Below are 24,065 nucleotides of genomic sequence, written 5' to 3'. Positions count from 1 at the left end.
GCCCGCTCTAGCGTGGAGGGCATCGGCGGAACCCCGTCGGTGACCTCGTCGCAAGGAGCCCGCCATGACCGCAGGAGTCAGGACGATCATCTATCCCGTCAAGGACGTCGATGGGGCGAAGGCGCTGTTCAGGGCGCTGCTGGGGACCGATCCGTATGTGGACGAGCCGTACTACGTCGGTTTCAAGGACGCCGGGCAGGACATCGGCCTCGACCCGGGCGGCCACGCGCAGGGGCTGACCGGGCCGGTGCCCTACTGGCACGTCGACGACATCCGGGGCCGGCTCGCGGCGCTGGTGGCGGCGGGCGCGCGGGTCCAGCAGGAGGTGCGGGAGGTCGGGGGCGGCCGGCTCATCGCCTCCGTCAGGGACGCGGACGGCAATCTCGTCGGGCTGGTCGAGGACACCGGGGCGTGAATCCCGGGTTACTTGCACAGTCATAGAACGGTCGGCGCGGTGTTACCGTGCGGGTATGGCAGCCAAGACGCCCGGGGCCCGGTTCGAGGACAGATGGCGGGACATCCTGTCCGTGCACGCCCGCACGATGTGCGAGATCGACCGTGCCCTGCATCCGCACGGCCTGGGCGCGAGCGACTTCGAGGTGCTCGACCTGCTGATCGCCGAGGCGCCCGGGAAGGGCGACCAGTGCCGGGTGCAGAACCTCGTCGGACGCGTCCACCTCAGCCAGAGCGCCCTGTCCCGGCTGATCGGCCGGCTGGAGAAGGACGGTCTGGTGGAACGCTCGGTCTGTGTGGAGGACCGCCGGGGCGTCTGGGTCGCCCTCACCGAGAGGGGTCGCGCCCTGCACACCGAGGCGCTGCCCCTGCAACGCGCGGCGCTGGCCCGCACGTTGGGCGAGGACGCCTGAACGACGGTTCAGCTCGCGCACCCCGAAAAGGGCCCGGCCGCCGCGCTCTCACGCGGTCGGCCGGGCCCTTTCGTCGTGACAACGCGCCCTAGGTGCGGGCCAGCAGGGTGCGCACGCCTTCCGAGGTGAGGGTGAGCGGGTGCGCGGAGCCGAGGTCGATGCTGAGGGCGAGTTCCTCGCTCGGCCACTGCGAGGCGAGAGCGGCCAGCGGCACCAGCCGGTAGCGCGAGACCGACGGCAGCACGCCGGCCATCTCGCCCTCGGACGTGAAGACGGGGACGACCGGGTCGCCGCCGGGCTGCTCCAGGACGGGCAGCGCCACGACGGCCGGGTCGGCGGTCGCCTCCGGGTTGGCGTCGTCGGGCACCGGCACGAGCACGTCGCTCTTGGCGAGCGTGTCCAGGGCGGCGGTGTCCTCGGTGTCGGCGGCGAGCGCGTCCAGTGCCTGCCGGGCCGGTGTGCCGATGTGGTCGTTCATGGGTGTCTCCCTGCCGGATCGCGTGACACGGCGCTCGAAACGCCCTGGGCCTGCTGACCCAAGGCACGGTCCAGCGTCGCGTACCCGATCCGTGGGCGGGCATTCATGCGCGGGCGGCCCGCCGGGAACGGGGGCGCCGGTGCGCGGTTTGAACCCGCTGCCCCCTCGCCGTTCCGTCCTGGCCCGCGTGAACCGTTCGGCGTCCTCGTCCGATCAACAGGGTGAGCAGGCAAGATCCCGGTGCCGCACCCGCGCCGGGAGTCATCGGAAGGAACCGAAAACAGTGGACATCGTGTCGTCATCCGCCCTCTTCGCCTTGTACGCGGCGGTAGTTGTCCTGTGCGTGTACGCGTTCGTCGACTGTGTCAGGACGCCCGGCGCCCGGGTGCGTCATCTGCCCAAGGTGGTGTGGCTGGTGGTGCTGATCGCGGCTCCGGTGCTGGGCGGGATCGCCTGGGTGAACCTCGGCAAGCGGGCGGCGCACAGCTAGCCGGCCGACGTTCGCGTCCTGGTGTGGTTCCCGGGCTGTGATCATGGCCCTGAGCTGGGCGGACGGGCGACAACGGGCGGGATGAGCGGAGCGCCGTTACCGTCATATCTGGCAACATTTCGCCCTCCCGTTCGAGAGGTATGTGTCATGACTGCATCTGCGAAGACCCGCCGCCTGCGGATGGCCGCGATAGGCACCGCGTGCGCGGCGGCGCTGCTGGCCGGCGGAGCGGGGGCCTCCGTCGCGAGCGCAGCCGATCAGCCCGCGGCGGCCGCAGCCCCGACCGCGTCCGCCATGGCGCCGAAGGCCAAGGCGAGCATCACCGTCACCGCCGACAAGCACACCGTCAAGGCCAAGGACAGCGTCATGCTCTCCGGCATGACCAAGGGCCTCCGCAACGGGACCAAGCTCCAGGTGCAGCACTGGAACAAGGGGAAGTGGACGTCCCTGCACTCCAGCACGGTGGTCAAGAAGGACAAGTACAGCGTCAAGGTGAAGCTCAACGACAAGGGCGTCGCGAAGCTGCGGGTCGTGCACGGCGACACCCACTCGCGGCCCACCATGGTCACGGTGAACTGACCACCGCCGCCCGGCACTTCCGTCCCGCCACCCGCCCCGCACAGGGGACGCGGGTGGCGGGACGAGTCGTTTCACGGGCCTCTCCGCCCGGCGAGGCGGCTGATATCGGCCGCCGCATCCGCCCCCCGTATCCGGACCCGAACAGCGCGTGTCTATCATATGAGCGCCGCCTAGCTCGAAAGATGGACTGTGACTGTCAACGACGACTCGTTCACCCACTGGAAGACCCGCGAGGAGATCGCGGAGTCGATGATCCCGATCATCGGGAAGCTGCACCGCGAGCGGGACGTCACCGTCCTGCTGCACAGCCGCTCCTTGGTGAACAAGTCGGTGGTCAGCATCCTCAAGACGCACCGGTTCGCCCGGCAGATCGCCGGGGTGGAGCTGTCGATCACCGAGACCCTGCCGTTCCTGCGGGCGCTCACCACGCTCGACCTCGGCCCCTCCCAGATCGACCTCGCGATCCTCGCCGAGACGTACCGCACCGACGACCGGGGCCTGTCGGTGGAGGAGTTCACCGCCGAGGCCGTCGCCGGCGCGACCGGCGTCCACAAGCGGGAGCGCGGGGCGGGCCGGGACGTCGTCCTGTACGGCTTCGGCCGGATCGGCCGCCTGGTCGCCCGCCTGCTGATCGAGAAGTCGGGCTCGGGCAACGGGCTGCGGCTGCGCGCGATCGTGGTGCGCGGCGGCGGCGACCAGGACATCGTCAAGCGCGCCTCGCTGCTGCGCCGGGACTCCATCCACGGCCAGTTCCCGGGCACGATCACCGTGGACGAGGAGAGCAGCACGATCTTCGCCAACGGCAACGCGATCAAGGTGATCTACGCGAACGACCCGTCGGAGATCGACTACACCGCGTACGGCATCAAGGACGCCATCCTCATCGACAACACCGGCACATGGCGTGACCGCGAGGGCCTGTCCCAGCATCTGCGCCCCGGTGTCGACAAGGTGGTGCTGACCGCGCCCGGCAAGGGTGACGTCCCGAACATCGTGCATGGCGTCAACCACCACACAATCAAGCCGGACGACCAGATCCTGTCCTGCGCCTCCTGCACCACCAACGCGATCGTGCCGCCGCTGAAGGCGATGGACGACGAGTACGGCGTGCTGCGCGGGCACGTGGAGACGGTCCACTCGTTCACCAACGACCAGAACCTGCTGGACAATTACCACAAGTCCGAGCGCCGGGGCCGGTCCGCGCCGCTCAACATGGTGATCACCGAGACGGGCGCCGCCTCCGCCGTCACCAAGGCGCTGCCCGACCTCACGGCGCGCATCACCGGCAGCTCGATCCGGGTGCCGGTGCCGGACGTGTCGATCGCGATCCTCAACCTCCAACTGGCCCGGGAGACCTCCCGCGAGGAGGTGCTCGACCATCTGCGTGAGGTGTCGCTGACGTCCCCGCTCAAGCGCCAGATCGACTTCACCACGGCGCCCGACGCGGTCTCCAGCGACTTCATCGGCTCGCGCCACGCGTCGATCGTCGACGCCGGTGCCACCAAGGTCGAGGGCGACAACGCGATCCTCTACCTCTGGTACGACAACGAGTTCGGCTACTCCTGCCAGGTCATCCGGGTCGTCCAGCATGTCTCGGGCGTCGAGTACCCGACGTTCCCGGCCCCCGCGGTCTGACCGAACCAGCCCTGGAGACAGGGTAGTTGAGGCGTGCCGGAGCCGGGGGACGCTCCGGCACGCCGCGCTGTCAGGTCGCCGTCGCCGCGGCCGCCGCGCGTCCCGCCTGCCGCCCGGAGAAGAGGCAGCCGCCCAGGAAGGTGCCCTCCAGCGAGCGGTAGCCGTGGACTCCGCCGCCGCCGAAGCCGGCGACCTCTCCGGCCGCGTACAGACCGGGTATCGGGGCGCCCGTCGTGCCCAGGACGCGGCCCGAGAGGTCGGTCTGGAGGCCGCCGAGGGTCTTGCGGGTGAGGATGTTCAGCCGCACGGCGATCAGCGGGCCCGCCGAGGGGTCCAGAATCTTGTGCGCCGACGCCGTCCGGCTGAGGGAGTCACCGATGTAGGTCAGCGCGTTGCGGATGCCCATCACCTGGACGTCCTTGGTGTACGGGTTGTCGATCTCGCGGTCCCGCGCCTCGATCTGCCGCTTCAGGTCGGCGAGTTGGATCAGATGGTCGCCGGTGAGCCTGTTCATGCCGGTGACCAGGTCGGTGAGGCTGGTGGCGACCACGAAGTCGGCGCCGTTCTTCTTGAACTTCTCGATGGGTTCCGGGGTCTGCCAGATCCGGGAGAGCAGCTGCCAGACGTCCTTGTTGGTCAGGTCGGGGTTCTGTTCGGAGCCGGAGAGCGCGAACTCCTTGGCAAGGATCTTCTGCGTGGTGACGAACCACGAGTAGTCGTGGCCGGACGCGGTGATCGAGCCCAGCGTGTGCAGGGTGTCGTAGCCCGGGATGTCGGGGGTGCCGAAACGCCTGCCGGTGGCGTCGAACCACATCGAGGACGGACCCGGCAGGATGCGGATGCCGTGGTTGGGCCAGATCGGGGCGTAGTTGCGCAGCCCCTCGGTGTAGTGCCACATGCGGTCGGGGTTGACGATCCGGCCGCCGGCCTGCTCGGTGATGCCGAGCATCCGGCCGTCGACGTGCGCGGGCACGCCGGTCACCATGGTCTTCGGCGGAGAGCCGAGGCGGGCCGGCCAGTTCTGCCGGACCAGGTCCTGGTTGGCGCCGATGCCGCCGGAGGTGACGATCACGACGGGGGCGCGGAGTTCGAACGCGCCGACGACGGTGCGGGAGCTGGGGGTGCCGCGCGGGGCGTCGCTCGGCTCCAGGACCGCGCCGCGCACGCCGGTCACCGCTCCCCCGGTCGTCACCAGGCCGTCCACCCGGTGCCGGAACCTGAAGGCGACCTTGCCCGCGTCGACGGCGGCCCGCACCTTCTTCTCGAAGGGTTCGACGACGGCCGGTCCGGTGCCCCAGGTGACATGGAAGCGCGGCACCGAGTTGCCGTGCCCGTCCGCGAGCCCGCCGCCGCGCTCGGCCCAGCCGACGATCGGGAACCACTGCACGCCGAGCCCCGAGAGCCACGACCGCTTCTCGCCGGACGCGAAGTCCACATAGGACTCGGCCCACTGGTAGGCCCAGTGGTCCTGCCCGGTCGGATCGCCCACGCCCCGGTCGAAACCGGCGGTGCCCAGCCAGTCCTGCCAGGCCAGATCGTGGGAGTCCTTGACGCCCATCAGCCGCTGCTCATCGGAGTCGACGAGGAAGAGTCCGCCGAACGACCAGAACGCCTGCCCGCCGAGCGACGCCTCGGGCTCCTGGTCGAGCAGCAGCACCCTGCGCCCCGCGGCCGCGAGTTCGGCCGTCGCGACCAGACCGGCCAGACCATGGCCGACGACGATGGCGTCCGCGTCCTGCGCCTCGGCGGCGAACGCCGGGAACGCCTGCGCGGCCAGTGCGGCTCCGGCGAGGACGCCACCGGCCACGGTGAGCGCGTGCCTGCGGGTGACCCCGGTCGCGGGGTCGGACTGCTCCGGGCTCTGCGGGTGGTCCCTGTGCGTTGTGTGCGCCGCGTGTTCCATGGGCTGCCTTCCGGTGCGGGAGGGGCAGGAGACACCGGCACGTCGAGGCGGTGCACAGGGTGGTCCTGCGAGAAACGCGCTGTTACCGTCGGTAGCCCACAGGAAACCAGGTCGGGTGCCGACGCGATAGTGGGCGAGCGTCAACGCGGCCACCGCTTCGTCGTGTCCCGGCCACAGCGCTCGGGCGGAAGAGGGGACATGACCGTCCTGAAGGGACCCGAGCCGGTCGCCGAGATCCTGCGGAGCATGGCGGGCGACCCGCAGGTGTGCGGCGAACTGGTCCGCGCGGCCCGCACCCGCTCCCCCGAACTCTCCCGGATCACCGAGCCGGAGACCTTCTCGCACGTGCTGGCCATGGTCACCGCCGCCGCCCCCTGGTTCGCCGCGCTCGACCGGGCCGAGGCGATCGACGAACAGGACTTCGGGGCCGCCCTGTTGCTCGGCGCCGACCGCGCGGTGCAGGGCGTCCCGATGACCGCCGTTCTGCGGGGCGTGCAGGCGGCGACCACCCGGGCGGCCGAGATCGTCGTGGACCGCTGCCGGTCGGCCGGTGTCTCCGACCGCCTGCTCCTGTCGCTGATGCTGCGCCTCAAGGAGTACGGCGACGCCCTGGAACGGCAGGTGGTCAACGGCTATCGGGCCGCGGAGCAACAGGCGCCCCGCCAACTGGGCGAGCTGCGGGCCGAGTTGATCCGCCGCCTGTTCCTGGACGGGGACGCCCCGTCGGACCGGGAGCTGGCCCGGGCCGGAATCCGCCCGAACGACGACGGACTCCTCCACTGTTTCGCCGCGAGCCCGGCCCACCCGGGTACCGCGTTCACCCCGCGCCCGTTCACGACGGTGCTCGCCGGACACCTGGCGGGCGTGTGCGCGCGTCCGCCGGAGCCGGTCGGCCTCGACGCGGATGTCCTGGTCGTGGTGTCACCGGCGGTTCCGCTCGGCGAGCTGCGGGCGCTGTACCGGCTGTGCGCGCACACGGTGGACCTCGGACGCGGTCGGGGGCTGCGCGGCCGGTACGAACTCACCGACTCCGCGGCCGAGTTGGCGTTGGCGCACCAACCTTTGCTCGGCGCGCAGTTGAGCCGACGTCTGCTCGGCCCCCTCGATCAAGGCGACGCCTTTCACCGCCAACTCGCCCTGACCGCGCTGACGTTCCTCGATCAGGGCCGCCGCCTCGACCGGACCGCGTCGGCGCTGTTCACCCATCCCCACACCGTCCGCTACCGGCTCGGCAGGCTCCAGGACATCACCGGCGGCTCGCTCACCGACCTGCCCTGCGACGGCCGTTCCCGGCTGTTGTCCACCCTTCAGTGGTGGTGGGCGCTGACCGACTGGCTGCGCCCACCGGGAACGGCACGGGTCAGGAGCTGTGGACGGTGACCTCGTACAGCGAGTAGCCCCATTCGGTGCCGCGGTGGAGGCCGTGGACGCGGACGTAGCGGGCCGGGGTGCCGGTGAAGCGGGCGGTGTCGAGGCCGCCGTCGCCGGCCGTGGTGGACCAGGCGGTCGTCCAGTTCACGCCGTCGGTGGAGAGTTCGACGCGGTACTCCTTGCCGTAGGCGCGTTCCCAGTCGAGGGTCACCCGGCCGACGCGGTGGGTGGCGCCGAGGTCGACCTGCCACCACTGGTCGTCGCTCCAGTCGCTGGCCCAGCGGGTGGCACGGTCGCCGTCGACGGCCCGGTCCGGCTGGTAGCTGGTGACGGGGTTGGACTCCGACGAACTGGCCTGTGCCGGTCGCCCGCCCGCGAGGTCGGCGGATGCCTGGTGCTGTTCGGTCGCGCCCCAGGTGGAGAGGTAGGACTCGGCGCCGCGGAAGAGGTCGTCGACCACGTCCTCGCCGCCGACCTTCCGGATGTCCTCGATCCAGTCGGGGATCATGCCGACGTGGGCGGCGCCGTCGGTGTTGATGTCGAAGGAGCGTTCACCGGTGGTCTGCCGGTCGATGACGGAGCCGCCGTCGACGCTCCTGAACGGGTAGGTGACCTTGTCGGTGGTGTCCGCGCCGCGCGGGGCGGGGTGGTCGCCGATGCCGTTGAAGTCGGTGCCGAAGCCGTATCCGACGTCGTACGTGTCGCGCAGGGCCTTGGTGCGGGCGGCCTCGGCGACGAACTCCTTGGAGCCGTACATGTATTGGGCGGCGAACCCGCCGAGGGCGTAGACGCGTTCGGTCCAGTCGAGGTCCATCCAGCTGTGCGAGGAGAGCACGCCGGGGTAGGAGGCGGACTCGAAGATGTCGAGCGCCTGACCGACGGCCTTGACGCCCATGTGGTCGATCTCCAGCATCATCTTGCGCTGCATCATGCCGCGTACGGCGTAGGCGCCGAGGTCGGTGAGGCCGCGTGCGTTGCAGCGCGCGTCGCTGTCGTAGGCGGGCACGTCGACGCCGTCGGGCAGGTCGTCCTCTGCGGCGGAGGCGGCGGTGCCGATGGGGTTGTCGTGCTGGGGCCCCGTGCACTGCTCGGTCTTCCAGAAGGTGCCCGTGGACAGGAACTGTCCGACGTTGATGGCGGTGCCGAGGCCGCCCTCGTCGAAGCGGACGCCGCACAGCGCGTTGTCGAACTTGTGGCACAGGAACATGCTGCGCACGCCGAGCGCGTACAGCTCGTCAAGTCCCTTGTCGATATCGGCTTTGCTGCACTGCGCGACGTCGAGGACCTGCTTGCAGCCGAACGGCTCACTGGTCTCGACGCCGAGCACGACCGCCAACTTCCCCTGCTGGACGACCTGTCGGGCCTGCGCGCTGTCGGTGACGATCCGGAACCAGCCCTTGCCGGTGCCGCCGTACATCGCGTCGATGTAGTCCTGGAGCGCGTAACTCAGCTTCGCCTGGAGCCGGATCGACGTCATCTCGTCACAACTGCGGGCCTTGAACGGGTAGATGGAGCAGATCGTCCCGTTGGTGACGAGGTCGTTGACTAGCACCCGCTGACCGCCGCGCCAGGCGCGCTCCACCCAGGCGTAGTAATTGGCCTGGTGGGTCATGGAGTTGTAGGCCGGCCAGTCCTTGAAGGTGGGCCAGCCGGTCGGGTCGTGCTTCCCGTCGCCGCCGTGCGTGATGTAGTCGAAGAGCGCGAGGCTGCCGTCCGGGTAGTGCTCGGGGCAGTCCTTGAGCGCGTCGGCCACGCCGGCCGTCGAGAACACCTTGCCGCAGATCAGCCGACCGCCGAAGGCCTCGTTGGAGAAGAGGTGGTCGTGGGCGTCGATGAACCCCCGTACGTCTCCCTGGGAGTTGGTGCCGGTGAAGGGTTCGCCGGTGACGCCGGGCTGCGCGTCGGGGGTGGGCCGGGCGACCGGGTCCCACCAGTCCGCTCCGGCCGCCGAGCTGGGCGTGGGTCCGAGACCGACGGTCAGCAGGAGAAGGAGCAGCGACACGAGCGTGACGTGTCTGATCCGCCGGTAAGGGCGTCGAGCCATGGTCAGTCCCCACGTCCATGTTGTCTTGTCAATGAGTGGTGCAAGTTACCGGTGAGGATCACCAAGGGGAAAGTTCACGTCAAGGCTTGCCGAACAGTTGGCTTGATCGACTCGCCTGCCCGGCGGGTGACTTGGTGCGCGCAGGCGGCGCGGCGCGGGTACGGCCGACGGGTCCGTGGGGGCTTCCGGGGGCGTGAACAGCGAGGAAGTGCAGTGGAGTTGCGGAACGTCAGAGCGGACGCCGTCGCTCTCGACGCCTCTGTGCGGAGGCGCTGCGATCCGGTGATGATGGCCGATCTCGGTGGCCCGCTGCCGCGCGCGGGGATGGCCGACAAGCTGCGCCGAGACGCCCTGGAGGCCGAGGCGGACACCCGGCACGGGCGCAACAGGCCGGCGTGTCAAAGGCGTTGGTCTTGCGGGCAGGGGGAGGCCCCGGGAGCGGTATCCGGCTCCCGGGGCCCTTGTGTGCCACCCAATTGCGCACACCGGCGGCGTTGAAGACCGTGGATCATTCTGAGGTCGACGCGTTCTACCTTTGAACTACCGCGCCATGGAGAGGCACAGAAGGGACTTGAACCCCTATTCGTCGACGGTCGTCCACGGCCGGGCGATCCGGTGTTCGGTGGCGAATGCTGAGACTTGAGCGAGAATCTGAGATTCAGGGGTGCGCCTCTTCCTCTTGGGCCACCCCGGCGTATGCGCCGGAGGAGGGACTTGAACCCCCACCTGCCACCCTGGTCAGCTTCGACTTCAGTGTCAGCTTGCGCTCATCGCGCCACCCCCCGCTCTCGCGAGGGGCGATCTGGGGGCTACCGGAACAGGTAGCCGAACACCGCGTCACCCACCCGTCGGTCGGTGACCTCGGTGCCGTTGGCCTCCTCGCGGGCGTACTTGACGGCCTGCTGGAGCCGTTCGACCCGGTCGAGCAGTTCGTGGACCCGGCGGGCGGGCAGCGCGCCGGAGAACTTGACGGTGGTCCAGTACCCCACCGGCACGTCCTCGTAGTACACCTCGACCTGGGCCGGGTGCTTCTCGGTGGCCTCGGCCTTCACGTGGTTGCGGGGCACCTTCTTGGTGCGGATGGTCCGTACGGACTCCGTCTTCCAGGCGTCCGTCGACGGGTCGAGCGCCCACGACTCGGAGGCGTCGAGCACCGGCAGCTTGCGCACGAACGTGTGCAGGTCGGCGAGTTGCTTCTCCAGGAACAGGAGGTAGGGCACGGGAACGTCGGGGAGGAGCACGGTGCCGTCGACCACCACGTCGGCCGCGGCGGTGCGGTTGGCCCAGTCCTTGGTCGCCGTCACGTCGAAGAGCCGGGTGAGTGTGGCAGCAGTGGAGCGCAGCACGTCCTCCGCCATGACCTGAACGCGCGTGGATTCCGGGGGTAGTTGCTCGCCCTCCTCGTCCTTCGGCTGATAGGTGCGGGAGATCCCGGCGAGCAACGCGGGCTTCTGCACATCGTGGTGAGCCTGCGTCAGCTCCTGGAGGGACTTCGACTTGACGCCTTTTTCGACGGCGATGATCTGATTGAGCTTGGGCACGCGAGGAAGCTACCAACGCCGGAACCGGCATGTCATCCGCATTTACCGCTGATCCGACTGACGCCCTCGGGGCGGGAGATCACCCGCCGTCCCTACGCTGTCCCGGTGACCGAACCGGACCCCACCCCCACCCCCGTCTCCGCTCCCGTCGCCGCCCCCGTCGCCGTCTCGGGCGGCGTTGACTTCACGCTCCTCCTGCATGCCTACGGCACCGCCGTGGACACCCCGGGCCAACTCCGCGCGCTGGTCTCCGACGTGCCACGGGACCGTAGCGCCGCGATCGCCCACCTCAACTCCGCGATCCTGCACCAGGGCACGCCGTGGACCGCGACCGGCCCGGTGGCCGCGCAGGTCAGCGCCCTGGTCCGGCGGGACGCCCTCACGGACCCCGGGACGCTGGTCGACGCGCTGGCCTTCCTGTCCGACGTCGCGGAAGCGGTCGGTCACTTCCCGGACGACCTGGAGGAGTTGGCCCACCCGGCAGGACGGGACGTCGACGCCGAGGTGGCGGCCCTGCTGACCGGGAGCGACGACGCCGAGGAGGGCTACGAACTCCTCCACGAGGACGAGCAACTCGCCGACGCCCTGATGGCTCGCGCGGTACTGAGCTGCCGCGCCGCCCTCCCCACCCTCACGGCAGCCGCCGTTCACGCCCGGAACCATCCGGACGACCGAGTGCGCAGGGCCGCCACGGCGACGGCCGCCCTGGCCCGGAGCGCGGAGCAGGCACTGCGCGCCCGGGGACCGGTGGTTGGGACCGGTTCCGTCGACTAAGCCACGGTCGCCTCAACTCCCCGTGCCGACAGCCGACTCGGTGTCCCGCAGTGCGGCGCGGGTGAGGGTCGTCGCGGTGTGGACGATGCTGGCGATCGCGTCCTCGGAACCGAGCCCGTGCAGATCGGTGAGGCCGAAGAGCGCCTCGGCGCTGACGACGATCGCGAGGTCACGCTTGAGCTGGTCCAGCGTGGCGGGGTCGACGGAGAGGCTCTCGGCCGAGGGCGCCAGCGCGTGGTCTATCAACCCGAAGCGCAACCCCGGCCGGGCGGCCGCCTCGGCGGGCCGGACCACGGTCGCCGCGATCATGGCGCGCACCACGCCCTGCCGGGCCAGGACGTGACGGAGCAGGAACTCGGTCGCGGTCGCGACACGCTCCACCGGGTCGGCGGAGTCGGCCACCGGCTGGAGCGCCTCGGCGGCGGTGGGCAGCTGCCCGACGATGGCCTCGCGCAACAGGCTGACCAGGTCCGGGAAGTAACGGTAGGCGGTGGCCTCGGAGACCAGGGCCGCCTTGGCGACCTCCGGCATGGTCACCTCCTGGCCGGTCCGGCTCAGCTCGGCCGCGGCCTGCACGATCGCGGTGCGGGTGCGCAGCTTCTGGTTGGCACGGCCCGTCGTGCTCTGCGGTTCCATCGATCCACCTTTCCTCGCCCGCACTGCGTGAGCGGGTCGACTCCCGTCACGAGAGGTTACTTGCACAACGAGAAGCAAGCGCCCTACCTTTATAAGAGAATACTCTCACGAAGGGGTCCCCTCATGAACGATGTCTCGGTCGTCGGTCCGGACGGCGGCGAGGTGATCGAGCTGGGCCCGGCCCGGATTCGCATCCTGGAGGACGGCGGCACGACCGCACACCGCCTCGGGATCGGCGAGATCACCCTCGCCCCGCACAGCGCGGGCCCGCCGCAGCACCGGCACGCCGAGCACGACGAGGGGTTCTATGTCGTCTCCGGCACCGCCAGGTTCACCGTCGGGCAGACCGAGTACGACGCCCCGCGCGGCACGCTGGTGATGGTGCCGCCCGGCGCCCCGCACACTTTCGCCAACCCCGGCGACGAGCCGTTGGTCATGGTCAACACCTTCACCCCGGATCTGTATGTGCGGTACTTCAAGGATCTGCGGGACACCCTCGCCGAGGGCCAGGAGATGAGCGAAGAGACCACCGCCGAGGTGATGAGCCGCTACGCCACGACCCCGGCCACCGACTTCGCCTGACGCGACCGTCCGGTCAGGCGGCGAGGTCCGGCTTGACGACCTTGTCGACGAAGTCGCCGATGGCGCTGAGGGTCTGCCCGAGCTGCTCGATCTGCGGGAAGTGACCGGCGTCGGAGACGGGCACGAAGCGGCCGTTGGTGAAGGCGTCGGCGTAGCCGCGGCCGTAGGTGGCGTTGGCGATGCCGTCCTCCTCGCCCCAGGCGACCAGCACCGGGACGGTGATGCGGTGCAGTCGGCCGCGGAGCTTGGGGTCGTAGGTGAAACCGGCGCCGCCGTAGACGGACAGCGTCTGCTGGTTGGCCGCGGCGGCGGCGCGCTGCTGGTCGGTGAACGAGGAGAAGTCGGGGCGGAACGCCGCGTTGGCGAACGACAGCTTGGCGACCGCCGTGGGCGGCAGGGTGCGGGGGTCTATGACCTTGTTGGCCTGCATGTTGGCGTGGATGCCGACGGCGTTGAGGAGGGTGAGGGCGCCGATGCGGCCCTTGGTGTCCCGCAGGGCCATCTCGGAGGCGATCCAGCCGCCGATCGAGTTGCCGATCACCATCACGTCGGTCAGATCCAGGGTGTCCAGCAGGTCGAGGTAGGCCTCGGCCAGATCGGCGACGGTGTCGCACCACTCGGGGCGGGGCGTGCCGTCGAAGCCGGGGTGGGTCGGGGCGAGGGCGAAGACGTGCTCCGACAGCGCGGTGGCCAGACCGGTCATGGTGCGGGGACCGGCCCCACCGTGCAGGAGGAGGACGCAGCCGCCCTCGCTGTTCTCCCCGTACTCGTCGACGGTGACGGACAGGCCCTGCGGGAGGTCGATGGTGCGGGTGGTGGAGACCGGGGTCGGAGCGTTCATGGTGGCAATCCTTTTCGCGAGAGCTGACTCTCATGAATATAGGCGACTCGCACCCATCATGCAAGTGAACTCTCATAACGGATGTCGGCGCTCGCAAAATCCGGTCCGCGGGCATGCGTCAGCACGCAGGGGCAGTGGGGTGAACGACCGGAGCCGCAGGCCGTGTCAGCAGGCCGCAGCCCTGTCCGATCGGCGCTCTCGGCCGTGAGAAGTGCCGGCCCGAGACGTCCCCGGAGCCGAAAAAAAGGGGGCTGAGCGGGTCGGGATGCGACCCTGCTCAGCCCCCTCCCATCTGCTCGGGGTCTAGCGCACGCGACTCACTCGGCGCTCGCCGGCTCGAACCACGTGGGTTCGTCGGTCAGGGCCTGCTTGATCCGGAAGTGGTGGTACTCCGTGAGGTCCGGCAGATCGTCGAGGGCGAACCAGCCGACGGCCAGGGACTCGTCGTCGTTGACCCGGGCCTCGCCGGAGAGGGCACGGCAGCGGAAGCAGAGGTCCATGAACTGGCACTCGTCGCCGTTGGGGTAGGTGACCGAGCGGGCGGAGCGGACGGCCACCATCCGCTCGACGGCGACGCGTACTCCGGTCTCCTCCTCGATCTCGCGCGCGATGGCCGCCGCGGGCTGCTCGCCCGGGTCCGGGATGCCGGAGATGAGCGCCCACCGGTGATTGTCGGCGCGCTGACCGAGCAGGACCCGGCCCTCGTCGTCGAAGACAACGGCGCTCACCCCGGGCAGCCACAGCAACTGATGGCCCGCCGAGGCCCGGATCTCGCGGATGAAGTCAGGAGTAGCCATGGCCCGACCCTAACCGCGCGGAACCTCGCCGGCCGGGGAAAACGGCAGCGTACGCGGGGCATCCAGCGCGCCCCCTGCACATCGGCTACGCGTTGCCGGCCCGCCGCCCCCGCACACCGGCCGTGATCGCCCAGCCGAGGCCGCCCGCGGCGACCAGCACCAACGCGATCTCCGGCAGGATGCCGAGCCGGGTGGCGGGCGTCTCCGAGGAGCGCAGCGGCACCTTCTGGACCAGGTGGGCGGCGACGAACATGCCGGTCTTCTGGGTGATCCTGCCGTCCGGCATGATGATCGCGCTGACCCCGCTGGTGACCGGCACGGTGACGGTCCTGCTGTGCTCGACCGCGCGGACCCGGGACATGGCGAGCTGCTGGTAGGTCATCTCGCTGCGGTCGAAGGTCGCGTTGTTGCTCGGCACCGAGATCAGCTGCGCGCCGTCGGTCACCTCGGAGCGCACGGCCCAGTCGAACGCGGCCTCGTAACAGGTGACCAGACCGACCTTGGCGCCGGCCATGGAGAACACGCCGGGCTTGGTGCCCCGGCTGAAGTCCTGGCGGACCATCGACGTCCAGTTGCTGTTGATGGCACCGACGAGGGACCGCAGCGGCAGGTACTCGCCGAACGGCTGGATCTGCCGTTTGTCGTAGGTGTCGACGGGGCCCTTCTTCGGGTCCCAGAGGATCTGCTCGTTGAACAGCTTGCCGTCGCGTTCGACGACGCCGCCGACCGAGATGGGCACGCCGATCGCGTCGGCCGCCTCGTCGATGACCGCGCGCGCGTCGGCGTTGGCGAACGGGTCGACGTCGGAGGAGTTCTCCGGCCAGAGCACGAAGTCGGGCTTGGCGACCTTGCCCGCCTTGACCTCGGCGGCCAGACGTTCCGTCTCGCGCGCGTGGTAGTCGAGAACGGCACGGCGCTGGGCGTTGAACTCCAGCCCGGCACGCGGCACGTTGCCCTGGATGACCGCGACCCTCACGCTGCCGTCCTCGGCCTTGTCGCTCACCAGCGTCCGGGCGGCCAGCGCGCCCACCACCGGGACGAGCACGCTCGCCAGGGCCACGATCGCGGCCGACCGGCGCACGGTCCGGGTACGGCGGCCCGCCACCGCCAGCCGGACGACCTCACCGAGGCCGAAGCCGCACAGCACGACGCCGAAGCCGAGCACCGGAGTGCCGCCGACCGCGGCGAGCGGCAGGAAGATCCCGTCGGCCTGGCCGAAGGCCACCTTGCCCCAGGGGAAGCCGTTGAACGGCACACGCGCGCGTGCCGCCTCCCCCGCGATCCACACCGCCGCCGCCCACAGCGGCCACCCGGGAAGCCTCGACACCACGGCGATGCCCGCACCGGTCAGCGCGACGAAGACCGCCTCCAGCAGGACCAGCGCGATCCACGGGCCCGGGCCGACCTCCACGCCGGTCCACACCAGCAGCGGCAGCAGGAAGCCGAGGCCGAAGAGGTAGCCGAGGCCGAGGCCCGCCTTCCAGCCTCGGCCGCGCAGCAGCAGGCCGAAGCAGGCGAAGGCCGGTACGGCGAGCCACCACAGGGGGCGGGGCGGGAAGCTGACGTAGAGCAGCACTCCGAGGAGTGCGGCGCTGAGAGCCGGGAGAAGTCGCTTCAGGCGCGCCACCCACGAGGCGGGCGCGACCTGCGGCAACTGCTCCGACTCGTCCTCGGGGGGTGCGGTGACGGTCACCCGGGGAGTGTACGGCGGCTGACCTCGGCGCTCACAGCGTGGGCGGGAGGGCACCGTGTGACATGGGACGCCTCGTGCGGCCCTCCTTCGTGAGGGGTTCTGCCCAACTCATCCACAAAACGTCCCTCAGCCGTTACGGTGGCCGAAGCCTCGCTCGCCCGGTCGCCGTTCACCGGTTTCCGGGACCGCAGCGGGTCGGGGGCAGGGGGACGGGGTGGGTGTCACAGGGGTGGCGTCCGACGGTGGTCCTGGGGAGGACACCGAAAGGCGAAACGTTTCTGATGCGGTCGGTGTGGTGGTTCTCGGTGCCTGTGCCGCCTGGTCGCTGATCACGGCGGGCGCGCGGGACGGGCGTCCGGAGGGGGTGCTGCTGGCGGTCCTCGCGGTGACGGCCGGGTATGCGGCGGGCCGGATCGGCGGGGCGCTGCTGCCGGTCGCCGCGCCCTCGGCCGCGGCGCTGGCCGGGCTGGTGCTGACGGTCGCCGTTCCGGGGCTGGGGCCGCAGTTCACCGCTCCGCTGGGCCATGTCGGTGTGACGGCCGCTCTGCTGGCCCTCGGTACGGGTGCCGCGTGCGCTGCCGCGTGGTCCGCGCAACGACCGGCGGCGCGCCTCCTGCTGGGCGCCCTGGCCGTCGTGATCACGGGGACGGCGGCGGTGGTCGGCTCGATCGCCGGGTTCGTGGCCTGCGCGGGCGTGCTGCTGTGTTCCCTCGCCGCCGGGCGGCTGCCGGGGCGGGGCGCCGGGATCGTCGCCCTGGGGGTGACCGTGGCCATGGTGACCGGCCTGATCTGGGCGCTCGCCGGGAACGTGCTGCCCGAAGGACCGGCCGACGCGCTGACCGGGCAGCTGACGGAGCACCGTGTCCGGCTCTGGCGGGATGCCCTGAGCCTGGCCCGCGACCACGCGGCGCTGGGCGTCGGCCCCGGACGCTTCGGTGACCTGGGCATGACGGTGACGGGGACTCCGGTGCCGGACGGCAAGCCGCACTCGGCGCCGCTGCAACTCGCCGCGGAACAGGGGATCGTCGGCGTGGTCCTGCTGGGGGCGGGCCTGTGCTGGATACTGCACGCCCTGTGGCGTTCGCCGCGTGCCACGCCGGTCGTGCTCACCGCGGGCGCGGCCCTGGCCTCGGTGGCGGCGATCGCCGCGTTCGGCACCGCGCTGAGCTTCACCGCCGTGGCGGTCGGCGCCGGTCTCCTCGCGGGTGTGGCCACGGCGCATCCGCTCATGGAAGAGGAGCGGCCGGTGCGAAGGGCGGACGTACGCGCGCGTGGTGAACGTCTGACGCCGTGAGCCGTCGGCTCAGAGCACCGTGCCGGATGTGGCCGGGCGCAGCCGGTCCTTGATGACGCGGACGGCGGACTCGGCGTCGTCCACCGTGATGGTGAACGTATGCCCGTCCCACAGCCGCAGGACCACGCCCTCGCCCCTGCGGACGACGACGGCGGTGCCCTTCTCGGGGCGCCAGCGGTAGCCCCAGCCGCCCCACTGGCGCGGGGTGACGAGCGCGACGAACTCGGCGCCCGCGACATGCGCGAGGGGGATGCGGCGGCGCGGCACGCCGATGTGGCCGCAGCGCACCTCCACGCAGTCCTTGTCGAGTCTCAGGTCGACGTGGACGAAGGCCAGGGTGCCGAAGAGGATCAGGAGCCCGGCCGCGATGCAGCCGACGACGGACATGGCGAGCGGGGCGATGCCGGACGTCCACGCGGAGTCGACGGCCAGTTCGACGCCGAGCGCCAGGAACGCCACGCCGCCGACCGCGAGCAGCCACTGGGCGCGGTTGGTCGCGCGTCCGGTCCAGACATCCGGGTGCGGGGCGTTCTCGGCGTGGGGGTGCTCCCTCATGCCTACGAGGTTACTCAGGTTTCGCCACGCGGGTACGGGGTCGCGGAGCGTGACTGGGCCGACCGGGCGGCCGTGGCAGCACGACGTGCGCCGCCACGGCCGACGTCACCTTCTTGTGGCCTTCGTCACCGGGCGGGCGTGACCGACTGGAGCAGCCGGCCTTCCTCGTACGCCAGGGCGGCCGGGGGAAGCGCTCCCTGGCGGCCGCTCAGCAGCACCGTCAGGGAACCGGTCGTCTGGGCGCCGTTGGCGGGCTGCACGGAGAGGCGGCGCAGGGCCTGGGCGGCGACGGCGCCAGCGGAACCGTGCAGTACCAGCGGCGGGCGGCCGGGGCGCTGGACGGCGTTGCGGATGCGCTCGGCGACGAGTTCGTAATGGGTGCAGCCCAGGACGACGGTCGTTACATCGTCCGGGGTCAGCGCGGCCGCGGCGGTGACGGCGGCCTCGACGGCGGCCTGGTCCGCGTACTCCACGGCCTCGGCCAGTCCATGACAGGGCACCTCGGTGACCCGTACGCCCCCGGCGTGCTCGGCGATGAGGTTGCGCTGATAGGGGCTGCCGGTGGTGGCCGGGGTGGCCCAGATCGCGAGGGGGCCGCCGCCCGCCGCGGCCGGCTTGATCGCCGGGACGGTGCCGATGACCGGCAGGGTGGGTTCGAGGCGGGCGCGCAGGGTGGGCAGCGCGTGCACGGAGGCGGTGTTGCAGCCGACGATCAGCGCGTCGGGCCGGTGTGCGGCGGCGGCCTGGGCGACGGCGAGGGCGCGCCGGGTGAGGTCCTCGGGCGTTCTCGGGCCCCAGGGCATGCCGTCGGGGTCGAGGGAGAGGACGAGATCTGCGTCGGGCCGCAGACGCCGAACCGCGGCAGTCGCCGCCAGCAGACCGATTCCGGAGTCCATGAGCGCGATCTTCACTCGGCCACGATAGACGATGAGCCCATGACGGCCCGTCGGGTGGGGCAGACTGCCCGGAGTGAGCGCCTTCGTGTGGATCGCCGCCCTGTCCCTCGCCGCCTGGCTGTGGCTGCTGCTGTGTCAGGGCCTCTTCTGGCGCACGGATGTCAGGCTGCCGCCCCGCGAGGAACCGGCTGACTGGCCGTCGGTCGCTGTGGTCGTCCCCGCGCGCGACGAGGCGGCCGTGCTGCCCGCGAGCCTGCCGTCGCTGCTCGCCCAGGACTACCCGGGGCGGGCCGAGGTCTTCCTCGTCGACGACGCCAGTACGGACGGCACCGGCGAACTGGCCCGCGTGCTGTCCCTGGAGAACGGCGGACTCCCCCTGACCGTCGGCTCCCCCGGTGAACCGCCCGCCGGGTGGACCGGCAAGCTGTGGGCCGTGCGGCACGGCATCGGCCTGGCACGCGCGCGTGGGCCCGAGTTCCTGCTGCTGACCGACGCGGACATCGCGCACGCCCCGGACAGTCTGCGCACGCTGGTCGCGGCGGCCCGCACCGGCGGCTACGACGTCGTCTCGCAGATGGCGCGGCTGCGGGTGGAGAGCCGGTGGGAGCGGCTGGTGGTGCCGGCCTTCGTCTACTTCTTCGCGCAGCTGTATCCGTTCCGCCGGATCGGCCTCAAGGGCGGGCGCACGGCCGCGGCCGCGGGGGGCTGTGTCCTGCTGCGGGCCGAGACCGCCGAGCGGGCGCGCATCCCGGACGCCATCCGGCACGCCGTCATCGACGACGTGGCGCTCGCCCGCGCGGTCAAGGGCGGCGGCGGCCACATCTGGCTCGGCCTCGCGGAACGGGTGGACAGCGTGCGGCCGTATCCGCGGCTGCACGACCTGTGGCGCATGGTGTCGCGCAGTGCCTACGCGCAACTGCGCCATCAGCCGCTGCTGTTGGCGGGGACGGTCGCGGGTCTCGCGCTGGTCTATCTGGTGCCGCCGGTGGCGTTGGTGGTGGGGCTGATCGCACGGAACGCGGCGGTCGCGGGGCTCGGCGGGCTCGCCTGGCTGGTGATGGCGGGGACGTATCTGCCGATGCTGCGGTACTACGGGCAGCCGTCGCGGTCGGCTCCGCTGCTGCCGTTCACCGCGTTCCTCTATCTCCTGATGACGGTCGACTCGGCGGTGCGGCACTACCGGGGGCGCGGTGCGGCGTGGAAGGGCCGCACCTACGCGCGCCCGGACGCGGTCGTGGACGAACGGCCGCTGTGACGGGGGACGGTCACTTGCGGCCGGGGGTCCAGTTCATGCCCCAGCCGTAGGCGCGGTCCACGGTCCGTTGCGGGCTCACCCCGCGTTCGGGCACCAGGTAGCGGGCCTCGCGCTGGACCACGAGGTCGTTGCCGGTGTTGGTGATCAGGGCCAGGGCGCACACCGTGGAGGGGACCGTGCACTCGTCGAGGGAGAAGTCGATCGCCGCGCCGTACTGCGGTTGCAGCGTGACCGTGGCGTGCAGGTCGGCGAAGGAACGCGCGCCTTCATAGATGGTGACGAAGACGAGGACGCGCCGGAAGTCCCGGGTGTGATCGAGGTTGACGGTGAGGTTCTCGCCGCTCTCGACGGCGCCCGTGCGGTCGTCGCCGTCGAGGTGGAGGTACGGCGGGCGGTGCAGGGCGCCGAAGGCGTTGCCGAGGGCCTGGACCACGCCCTTGCTGCCGTCGGTGAGTTCGTAGAGGGCGCACAGGTCGAGGTCGAGGTCCGCGTGGGCGGCGACGGCCCGGCCGCGCTTGCTGCCCCACCCCGAGAACTGCTTGCGCGTCTGCCAGTTGAGGTTCACCCGCATCGCGCCCGAGGTGCCGCCCTGCTTGGCCAGCGAGACCGCCGGGGCCGCCTTGGTGAGCGTGATCTTGCTCAGCCGGACCGGCGCGGGGGGCGCGGGCGGCGGCGTCACCGGAGGGGCGGCCGGAGGCGGCGGGGCCATCGGTGCGGGCGGGGTCACGGGGCCTGCGGGGGCCGGCGGCGCTTGTCGTGCGGGCGCGGTCTGTTGGGGTTCGTCCACCGTGATACCGAAGTCGGTGGCGAGGCCTTCCAGACCGCTGCCGTAGCCCTGCCCGACCGCGCGGAATTTCCAGGCGCCTTGACGGCGGTAGAACTCACCGAGCAAGAAAGCGGTTTCGACACTCGCCCCGGTGCTGTCGAAACGGGCGACGACACTCCCCTGGGCCGTTTCACGCACCTCGATATAAAGGCCCGGCACCTGGCCGAACGTTCCGCCGTCGGCGGAGGCCACGAGGACGATCGTCTCGATGGCGGGCTCCACGCGCGCGAGATCGACGAGCAGGGTGTCGGTGACGATGCCGCCGCTGTCCTTTTTGCCCTCGTGTTTGCCCTCGTGTTTGCCCTCGTGCCGGACGGCGCCTGATGGATGCACCGGTTGGTTGTAGAAGACGAAGTCCCCGTCGGAACGCACCTTTCCGCCCACCAGCAGCAGGGCCGAGGCGTCCGCGTCGGGCACGCCGGGCCCGGACCGCCGGCCCACCTCGACGCGCAGTGCCGTCGTCGGCACCGGCGTGTTCGATCCCTTCGGCATTGACATGTTCGCCCCCATCACGTGTCACCGCACCGGGCGGTGTCCCGGCGGCAGTTCGGCCTCTTACTCGCCCAACCTATTCTCCCCGACAGCGAAGTCCCATGAGAGGCACAGGAAGATCCCCGGAGAGATCCTGTAAACCTCAAGGAACTCAGGCTTTACACGATCCGAACGCAGGTCGCCGCCCCTTTTTGGCAAGTTCGCTCGCATTGGGGATACACGACTCCGGCCGACACGGAAAACAACCCTCTAATCGGTCTCCCCAACCAGCACATCGTGGGCTTAACTTATGTGCCATGACCTCCCCCCGCTCCACTTATGGCGGCGGCTACTACTCCGCCTCCTTCCCGGACACTCCGATCTACGACCGGCTCGTGGCCGAGCGGGGCACCCCGCAGATCGCTCCGATCCGGGTCCCCGCGGCCTACGACATCCCGAGCAGTCATCTGCCCGCGCTGCCGCCGGCACTGCCCGCACTCCCGGCGGGTCCGTCCCAGCCCATGTACGGCTACCCGCAGGCCGCCCAGCCCGCCCCGCTCCAGCAGGCGCCCGCCGCGTACATCCCCCCGCAGACCATGGCGCCGCGCGGATACCCAGGTCAGCAGCAACCCCAGCGCCCGATGGCCCCCGGCTCCGGCTACGAGGCGATGCGGCCCGCCGCGCAGGCTCCCCGGCCCGCCCCGGTCCAGTACCAGGACCCGTACAACAATCAGCAGCAGTACCGCGGTTACTGAGCCGCCCGCGCACGTCCTGACCCTTGATTGTCAGTGCCGCCTGGCACGATGACGTCATGGGGAACGCACGGTTGGAGTCGATCCACGTCCACCCGGTCAAGGCGTTCCGGGGCCTCGCGCCCCGGCAGGCCGAGGTGGAGCCCTGGGGGCTGGCCGGAGACCGCCGCTGGGCGCTGATCGACGACAGGGGAAAGGTCGTCACACAACGTCAGCAGCCGTGCCTCGCACGGGCCGCCGCCGCGCTGTTGCCCGGCGGCGGCGTTCGGCTGTCCGCATCCGGTCTGCCCGCGCTCGACGTGCCGGTGCCGCGCCCGACCGGCACGGTCCCGGTGGACATCTTCGGCGACGCGGTGCGGGGCGTCCCCGCCGAGGACCCCGCCGCGCACACCTGGGTCAGCACCCTGCTCGGCGCCGACGTCCGCCTGGTGCACATGGACGACCCCGCCACCCGTCGGCCCGTGGACCCCGTCTACGCGCGGCCGGGCGAGACGGTCTCCTTCGCGGACGGCTACCCCCTGCTGCTGACCACCACCGCCTCCCTCGACGCCCTCAACTCCCTGATCGCGCAGGGCGATCACCCGGACGAGGGCCCCCTGCCGATGAACCGGTTCCGGCCGAACGTGGTCGTCGACGGCACCACCGCCTGGGCCGAGGACGACTGGACGCGGGTCGCGATCGGCGAGGTCGTCTTCCGGGTCGCCACGATGTGCGGGCGGTGCGTAGTGACCACCACCGACCAGGAGAGCGCGGCGCGCGGCAAGGAGCCGTTGCGGACGCTGGGACGGCATCGCCGGTTCGGCGCCAAGCTGGTCTTCGGGCAGAATCTGGTGCCGCTGACCTGCGGCACCATCCGGGTCGGGGACCCGGTGACCGTCCTCGAAGCGGGTTCCGGGGCGGACCCGGGCGGAGATCCGGACCGGAGCGCGGGGGCGGGAACCGGCTTCGGGGGGCCGCGCGTTCAGAAGGTGTGAGGGAGCCCGGCCCTGGTGATTTCGCTCTCTCTTTGTCAGGGCCGTGGCATGCGGGGCTCCGGGACGGGTTATCACGGAGCGGGAAGGAAGGGGGTGGGACGGTGCGAGCGATACGAGGACTGTGGCGCTGGCGGCGCAACCCGCTGCGCCGGTCGACCGACCTGGCCGAGAGCAGGCTCGCGCTGGCGGCGCTGCTGCTGATGGTGGTCGTCACGCCCTTGATCGGCACGGCCGTCGGCCATCTCGCCCAGGACTCCCTGCACCGTACGGTCCGGGAGCAGCACAGAGCGCGGCACCTGGTGACGGCCACCGTGGTGCGCAAGCTGTCCCGTTCGCCGCTGGACACCGACCCCGACACGTCGTCCTCGCGCGATCTGCGCAGCCGTGTGATCGCCGACTGGACCGCTCCGGACGGCACGTTCCAGCACGGGCCGACCCTCTCCGACCTCAAGTCCCCGCATCGCGGCGACCGGTTCGCGATGTGGACGGACGCGCACGGCCGCACAGTGGCGCGCCCGCTGGACTCGGCGACGGCGTCGACGCACGCCGTGCTCGCCGGGGTCGGCGCGGCGCTGCTCACCGCGGGCGTGGTGGAGGTGGCCAGGCGACTGCTGGTGTGGCGCATGGTCCGCCGCAGATACGTCAGTTGGGACCAGGCGTGGGAGCAGGCCGGTCCGGACTGGGGCAGGACCGGCACCGGCAGCTGACCGCCTTTCGGCTCTGGTCAACCCACCACCCGCGCGCACGCTACGGTGGACCGGCCGACGCTTTCGGCATCGACCCGCGTACGACGAGGTGGGGGCAGAACAACA

At 71.1% G+C, this 24,065-nt stretch carries 24 protein-coding genes; 13 read left to right on the top strand and 11 right to left on the bottom strand.

The features are described 5' to 3' along the window. Positions 1–64: 64 nt before the first annotated feature. Both ACIQOU_RS02145 and ACIQOU_RS02140 read left to right on the top strand, forming a co-directional pair. The gene (locus tag ACIQOU_RS02145) at positions 65–415 is read left to right on the top strand and encodes a VOC family protein (protein WP_401533093.1); all 351 of its coding nucleotides are present in this window, start codon (positions 65–67) and stop codon (positions 413–415) included. 55 nt (positions 416–470) lie between these two features. Next, on the top strand, positions 471–866 hold the full coding sequence (locus tag ACIQOU_RS02140; RefSeq protein WP_401533092.1) for a MarR family winged helix-turn-helix transcriptional regulator: 396 nt from the start codon (positions 471–473) through the stop codon (positions 864–866). A gap of 88 nt (positions 867–954) precedes the next feature. Here ACIQOU_RS02140 and ACIQOU_RS02135 read toward each other — a convergent pair whose 3' ends face one another. Further along, positions 955–1,344: an SseB family protein gene (locus tag ACIQOU_RS02135; RefSeq protein WP_401533091.1), complete on the bottom strand. Its 390-nt coding sequence runs from the start codon at positions 1,342–1,344 to the stop codon at positions 955–957. A 292-nt stretch (positions 1,345–1,636) separates the two neighbouring features. On the opposite strand from ACIQOU_RS02135, the gene ACIQOU_RS02130 reads away from it, so the two are divergent. From ACIQOU_RS02130 to ACIQOU_RS02120, 3 genes are all read left to right on the top strand, one after another. After that, positions 1,637–1,834 carry a PLDc N-terminal domain-containing protein gene (locus tag ACIQOU_RS02130; RefSeq protein WP_401533089.1) on the top strand — a complete coding sequence of 66 codons (198 nt, stop codon included), beginning with the start codon at positions 1,637–1,639 and terminating at the stop codon, positions 1,832–1,834. A 147-nt stretch (positions 1,835–1,981) separates the two neighbouring features. Beyond that, positions 1,982–2,413 carry a hypothetical protein gene (locus tag ACIQOU_RS02125; protein WP_401533088.1) on the top strand — a complete coding sequence of 144 codons (432 nt, stop codon included), beginning with the start codon at positions 1,982–1,984 and terminating at the stop codon, positions 2,411–2,413. Positions 2,414–2,602: 189 nt separating this feature from the next. After that, the gene (locus ACIQOU_RS02120) at positions 2,603–4,048 is read left to right on the top strand and encodes a glyceraldehyde-3-phosphate dehydrogenase (RefSeq protein ID WP_401533087.1); all 1,446 of its coding nucleotides are present in this window, start codon (positions 2,603–2,605) and stop codon (positions 4,046–4,048) included. Positions 4,049–4,118: 70 nt separating this feature from the next. Here ACIQOU_RS02120 and ACIQOU_RS02115 read toward each other — a convergent pair whose 3' ends face one another. Then, a complete protein-coding gene (locus ACIQOU_RS02115; protein ID WP_401533085.1) occupies positions 4,119–5,951 on the bottom strand; it encodes an FAD-binding dehydrogenase in 1,833 nt (610 codons plus the stop codon). Positions 5,952–6,149: 198 nt separating this feature from the next. On the opposite strand from ACIQOU_RS02115, the gene ACIQOU_RS02110 reads away from it, so the two are divergent. Continuing rightward, on the top strand, positions 6,150–7,331 hold the full coding sequence (locus ACIQOU_RS02110; RefSeq protein WP_401533084.1) for a helix-turn-helix domain-containing protein: 1,182 nt from the start codon (positions 6,150–6,152) through the stop codon (positions 7,329–7,331). Here the strand turns inward: ACIQOU_RS02110 and ACIQOU_RS02105 are convergent. Next, positions 7,312–9,366 (bottom strand): discoidin domain-containing protein, encoded by a 2,055-nt coding sequence (locus tag ACIQOU_RS02105; RefSeq protein WP_401533082.1) that lies wholly within the window; start codon positions 9,364–9,366, stop codon positions 7,312–7,314. The two genes, ACIQOU_RS02110 and ACIQOU_RS02105, sit on opposite strands and share 20 nt — an antisense overlap. Before the next feature lie 809 nt (positions 9,367–10,175). Further along, positions 10,176–10,907: a hypothetical protein gene (locus ACIQOU_RS02100; protein ID WP_401533080.1), complete on the bottom strand. Its 732-nt coding sequence runs from the start codon at positions 10,905–10,907 to the stop codon at positions 10,176–10,178. A gap of 105 nt (positions 10,908–11,012) precedes the next feature. Here ACIQOU_RS02100 and ACIQOU_RS02095 point away from each other — a divergent pair, with 105 nt between their 5' ends. Next, positions 11,013–11,681, top strand: a complete 669-nt coding sequence (locus tag ACIQOU_RS02095) for a hypothetical protein (protein WP_401533077.1) — start codon at positions 11,013–11,015, stop codon at positions 11,679–11,681. A 12-nt stretch (positions 11,682–11,693) separates the two neighbouring features. Here the strand turns inward: ACIQOU_RS02095 and ACIQOU_RS02090 are convergent, their stop codons facing one another. Beyond that, positions 11,694–12,317, bottom strand: coding sequence for a TetR/AcrR family transcriptional regulator (locus ACIQOU_RS02090; protein WP_401533076.1), 624 nt, complete (start codon positions 12,315–12,317; stop codon positions 11,694–11,696). A 123-nt stretch (positions 12,318–12,440) separates the two neighbouring features. Between ACIQOU_RS02090 and ACIQOU_RS02085 the strand changes: the two genes are divergently transcribed. Next, positions 12,441–12,899: a cupin domain-containing protein gene (locus ACIQOU_RS02085; protein ID WP_401533075.1), complete on the top strand. Its 459-nt coding sequence runs from the start codon at positions 12,441–12,443 to the stop codon at positions 12,897–12,899. Positions 12,900–12,912: 13 nt separating this feature from the next. On the opposite strand, the gene ACIQOU_RS02080 is transcribed toward ACIQOU_RS02085, so the two are convergent. From ACIQOU_RS02080 to lnt, 3 genes are all read right to left on the bottom strand, one after another. Then, positions 12,913–13,740: an alpha/beta fold hydrolase gene (locus ACIQOU_RS02080; RefSeq protein ID WP_401533073.1), complete on the bottom strand. Its 828-nt coding sequence runs from the start codon at positions 13,738–13,740 to the stop codon at positions 12,913–12,915. Between the two features lie 317 nt (positions 13,741–14,057). Next, entirely contained in the window at positions 14,058–14,537 is a 480-nt protein-coding gene (locus ACIQOU_RS02075; protein ID WP_401533071.1) for an NUDIX hydrolase, read from the bottom strand. Positions 14,538–14,622: 85 nt separating this feature from the next. Next, positions 14,623–16,230, bottom strand: a complete 1,608-nt coding sequence (gene lnt, locus ACIQOU_RS02070; RefSeq protein WP_401533070.1) for an apolipoprotein N-acyltransferase — start codon at positions 16,228–16,230, stop codon at positions 14,623–14,625. A gap of 295 nt (positions 16,231–16,525) precedes the next feature. On the opposite strand from lnt, the gene ACIQOU_RS02065 reads away from it, so the two are divergent. Further along, a complete protein-coding gene (locus ACIQOU_RS02065; protein WP_401533613.1) occupies positions 16,526–17,524 on the top strand; it encodes an O-antigen ligase family protein in 999 nt (332 codons plus the stop codon). Between the two features lie 9 nt (positions 17,525–17,533). Here the strand turns inward: ACIQOU_RS02065 and ACIQOU_RS02060 are convergent, their stop codons facing one another. Further along, positions 17,534–18,079 carry a hypothetical protein gene (locus ACIQOU_RS02060; RefSeq protein WP_401533068.1) on the bottom strand — a complete coding sequence of 182 codons (546 nt, stop codon included), beginning with the start codon at positions 18,077–18,079 and terminating at the stop codon, positions 17,534–17,536. Between the two features lie 125 nt (positions 18,080–18,204). Next, complete coding sequence (locus ACIQOU_RS02055) at positions 18,205–18,990, bottom strand: glutamate racemase (RefSeq protein ID WP_401533066.1); 786 nt, start codon at positions 18,988–18,990, stop codon at positions 18,205–18,207. A gap of 58 nt (positions 18,991–19,048) precedes the next feature. Here ACIQOU_RS02055 and ACIQOU_RS02050 point away from each other — a divergent pair, with 58 nt between their 5' ends. Further along, on the top strand, positions 19,049–20,230 hold the full coding sequence (locus tag ACIQOU_RS02050) for a glycosyltransferase (protein ID WP_401533065.1): 1,182 nt from the start codon (positions 19,049–19,051) through the stop codon (positions 20,228–20,230). 10 nt (positions 20,231–20,240) lie between these two features. Here the strand turns inward: ACIQOU_RS02050 and ACIQOU_RS02045 are convergent, their stop codons facing one another. Then, on the bottom strand, positions 20,241–21,548 hold the full coding sequence (locus tag ACIQOU_RS02045) for a TerD family protein (RefSeq protein WP_401533612.1): 1,308 nt from the start codon (positions 21,546–21,548) through the stop codon (positions 20,241–20,243). 296 nt (positions 21,549–21,844) lie between these two features. Between ACIQOU_RS02045 and ACIQOU_RS02040 the strand changes: the two genes are divergently transcribed. From ACIQOU_RS02040 to ACIQOU_RS02030, 3 genes are all read left to right on the top strand, one after another. Beyond that, complete coding sequence (locus ACIQOU_RS02040; protein ID WP_401533064.1) at positions 21,845–22,282, top strand: DUF6643 family protein; 438 nt, start codon at positions 21,845–21,847, stop codon at positions 22,280–22,282. A 56-nt stretch (positions 22,283–22,338) separates the two neighbouring features. Further along, a complete protein-coding gene (locus tag ACIQOU_RS02035) occupies positions 22,339–23,253 on the top strand; it encodes an MOSC domain-containing protein (RefSeq protein WP_401533063.1) in 915 nt (304 codons plus the stop codon). Between the two features lie 101 nt (positions 23,254–23,354). Next, the gene (locus ACIQOU_RS02030; protein ID WP_401533062.1) at positions 23,355–23,960 is read left to right on the top strand and encodes a hypothetical protein; all 606 of its coding nucleotides are present in this window, start codon (positions 23,355–23,357) and stop codon (positions 23,958–23,960) included. Positions 23,961–24,065: the final 105 nt, after the last annotated feature.

The sequence above is a fragment of the Streptomyces sp. NPDC091279 genome (assembly GCF_044757465.1).
In the GTDB taxonomy this organism is placed as follows: Bacteria; Actinomycetota; Actinomycetes; order Streptomycetales; family Streptomycetaceae; genus Streptomyces.
Note: the sequence above shows the minus strand (reverse complement) of the source record. Positions and strands in the feature narration are given on the sequence as shown.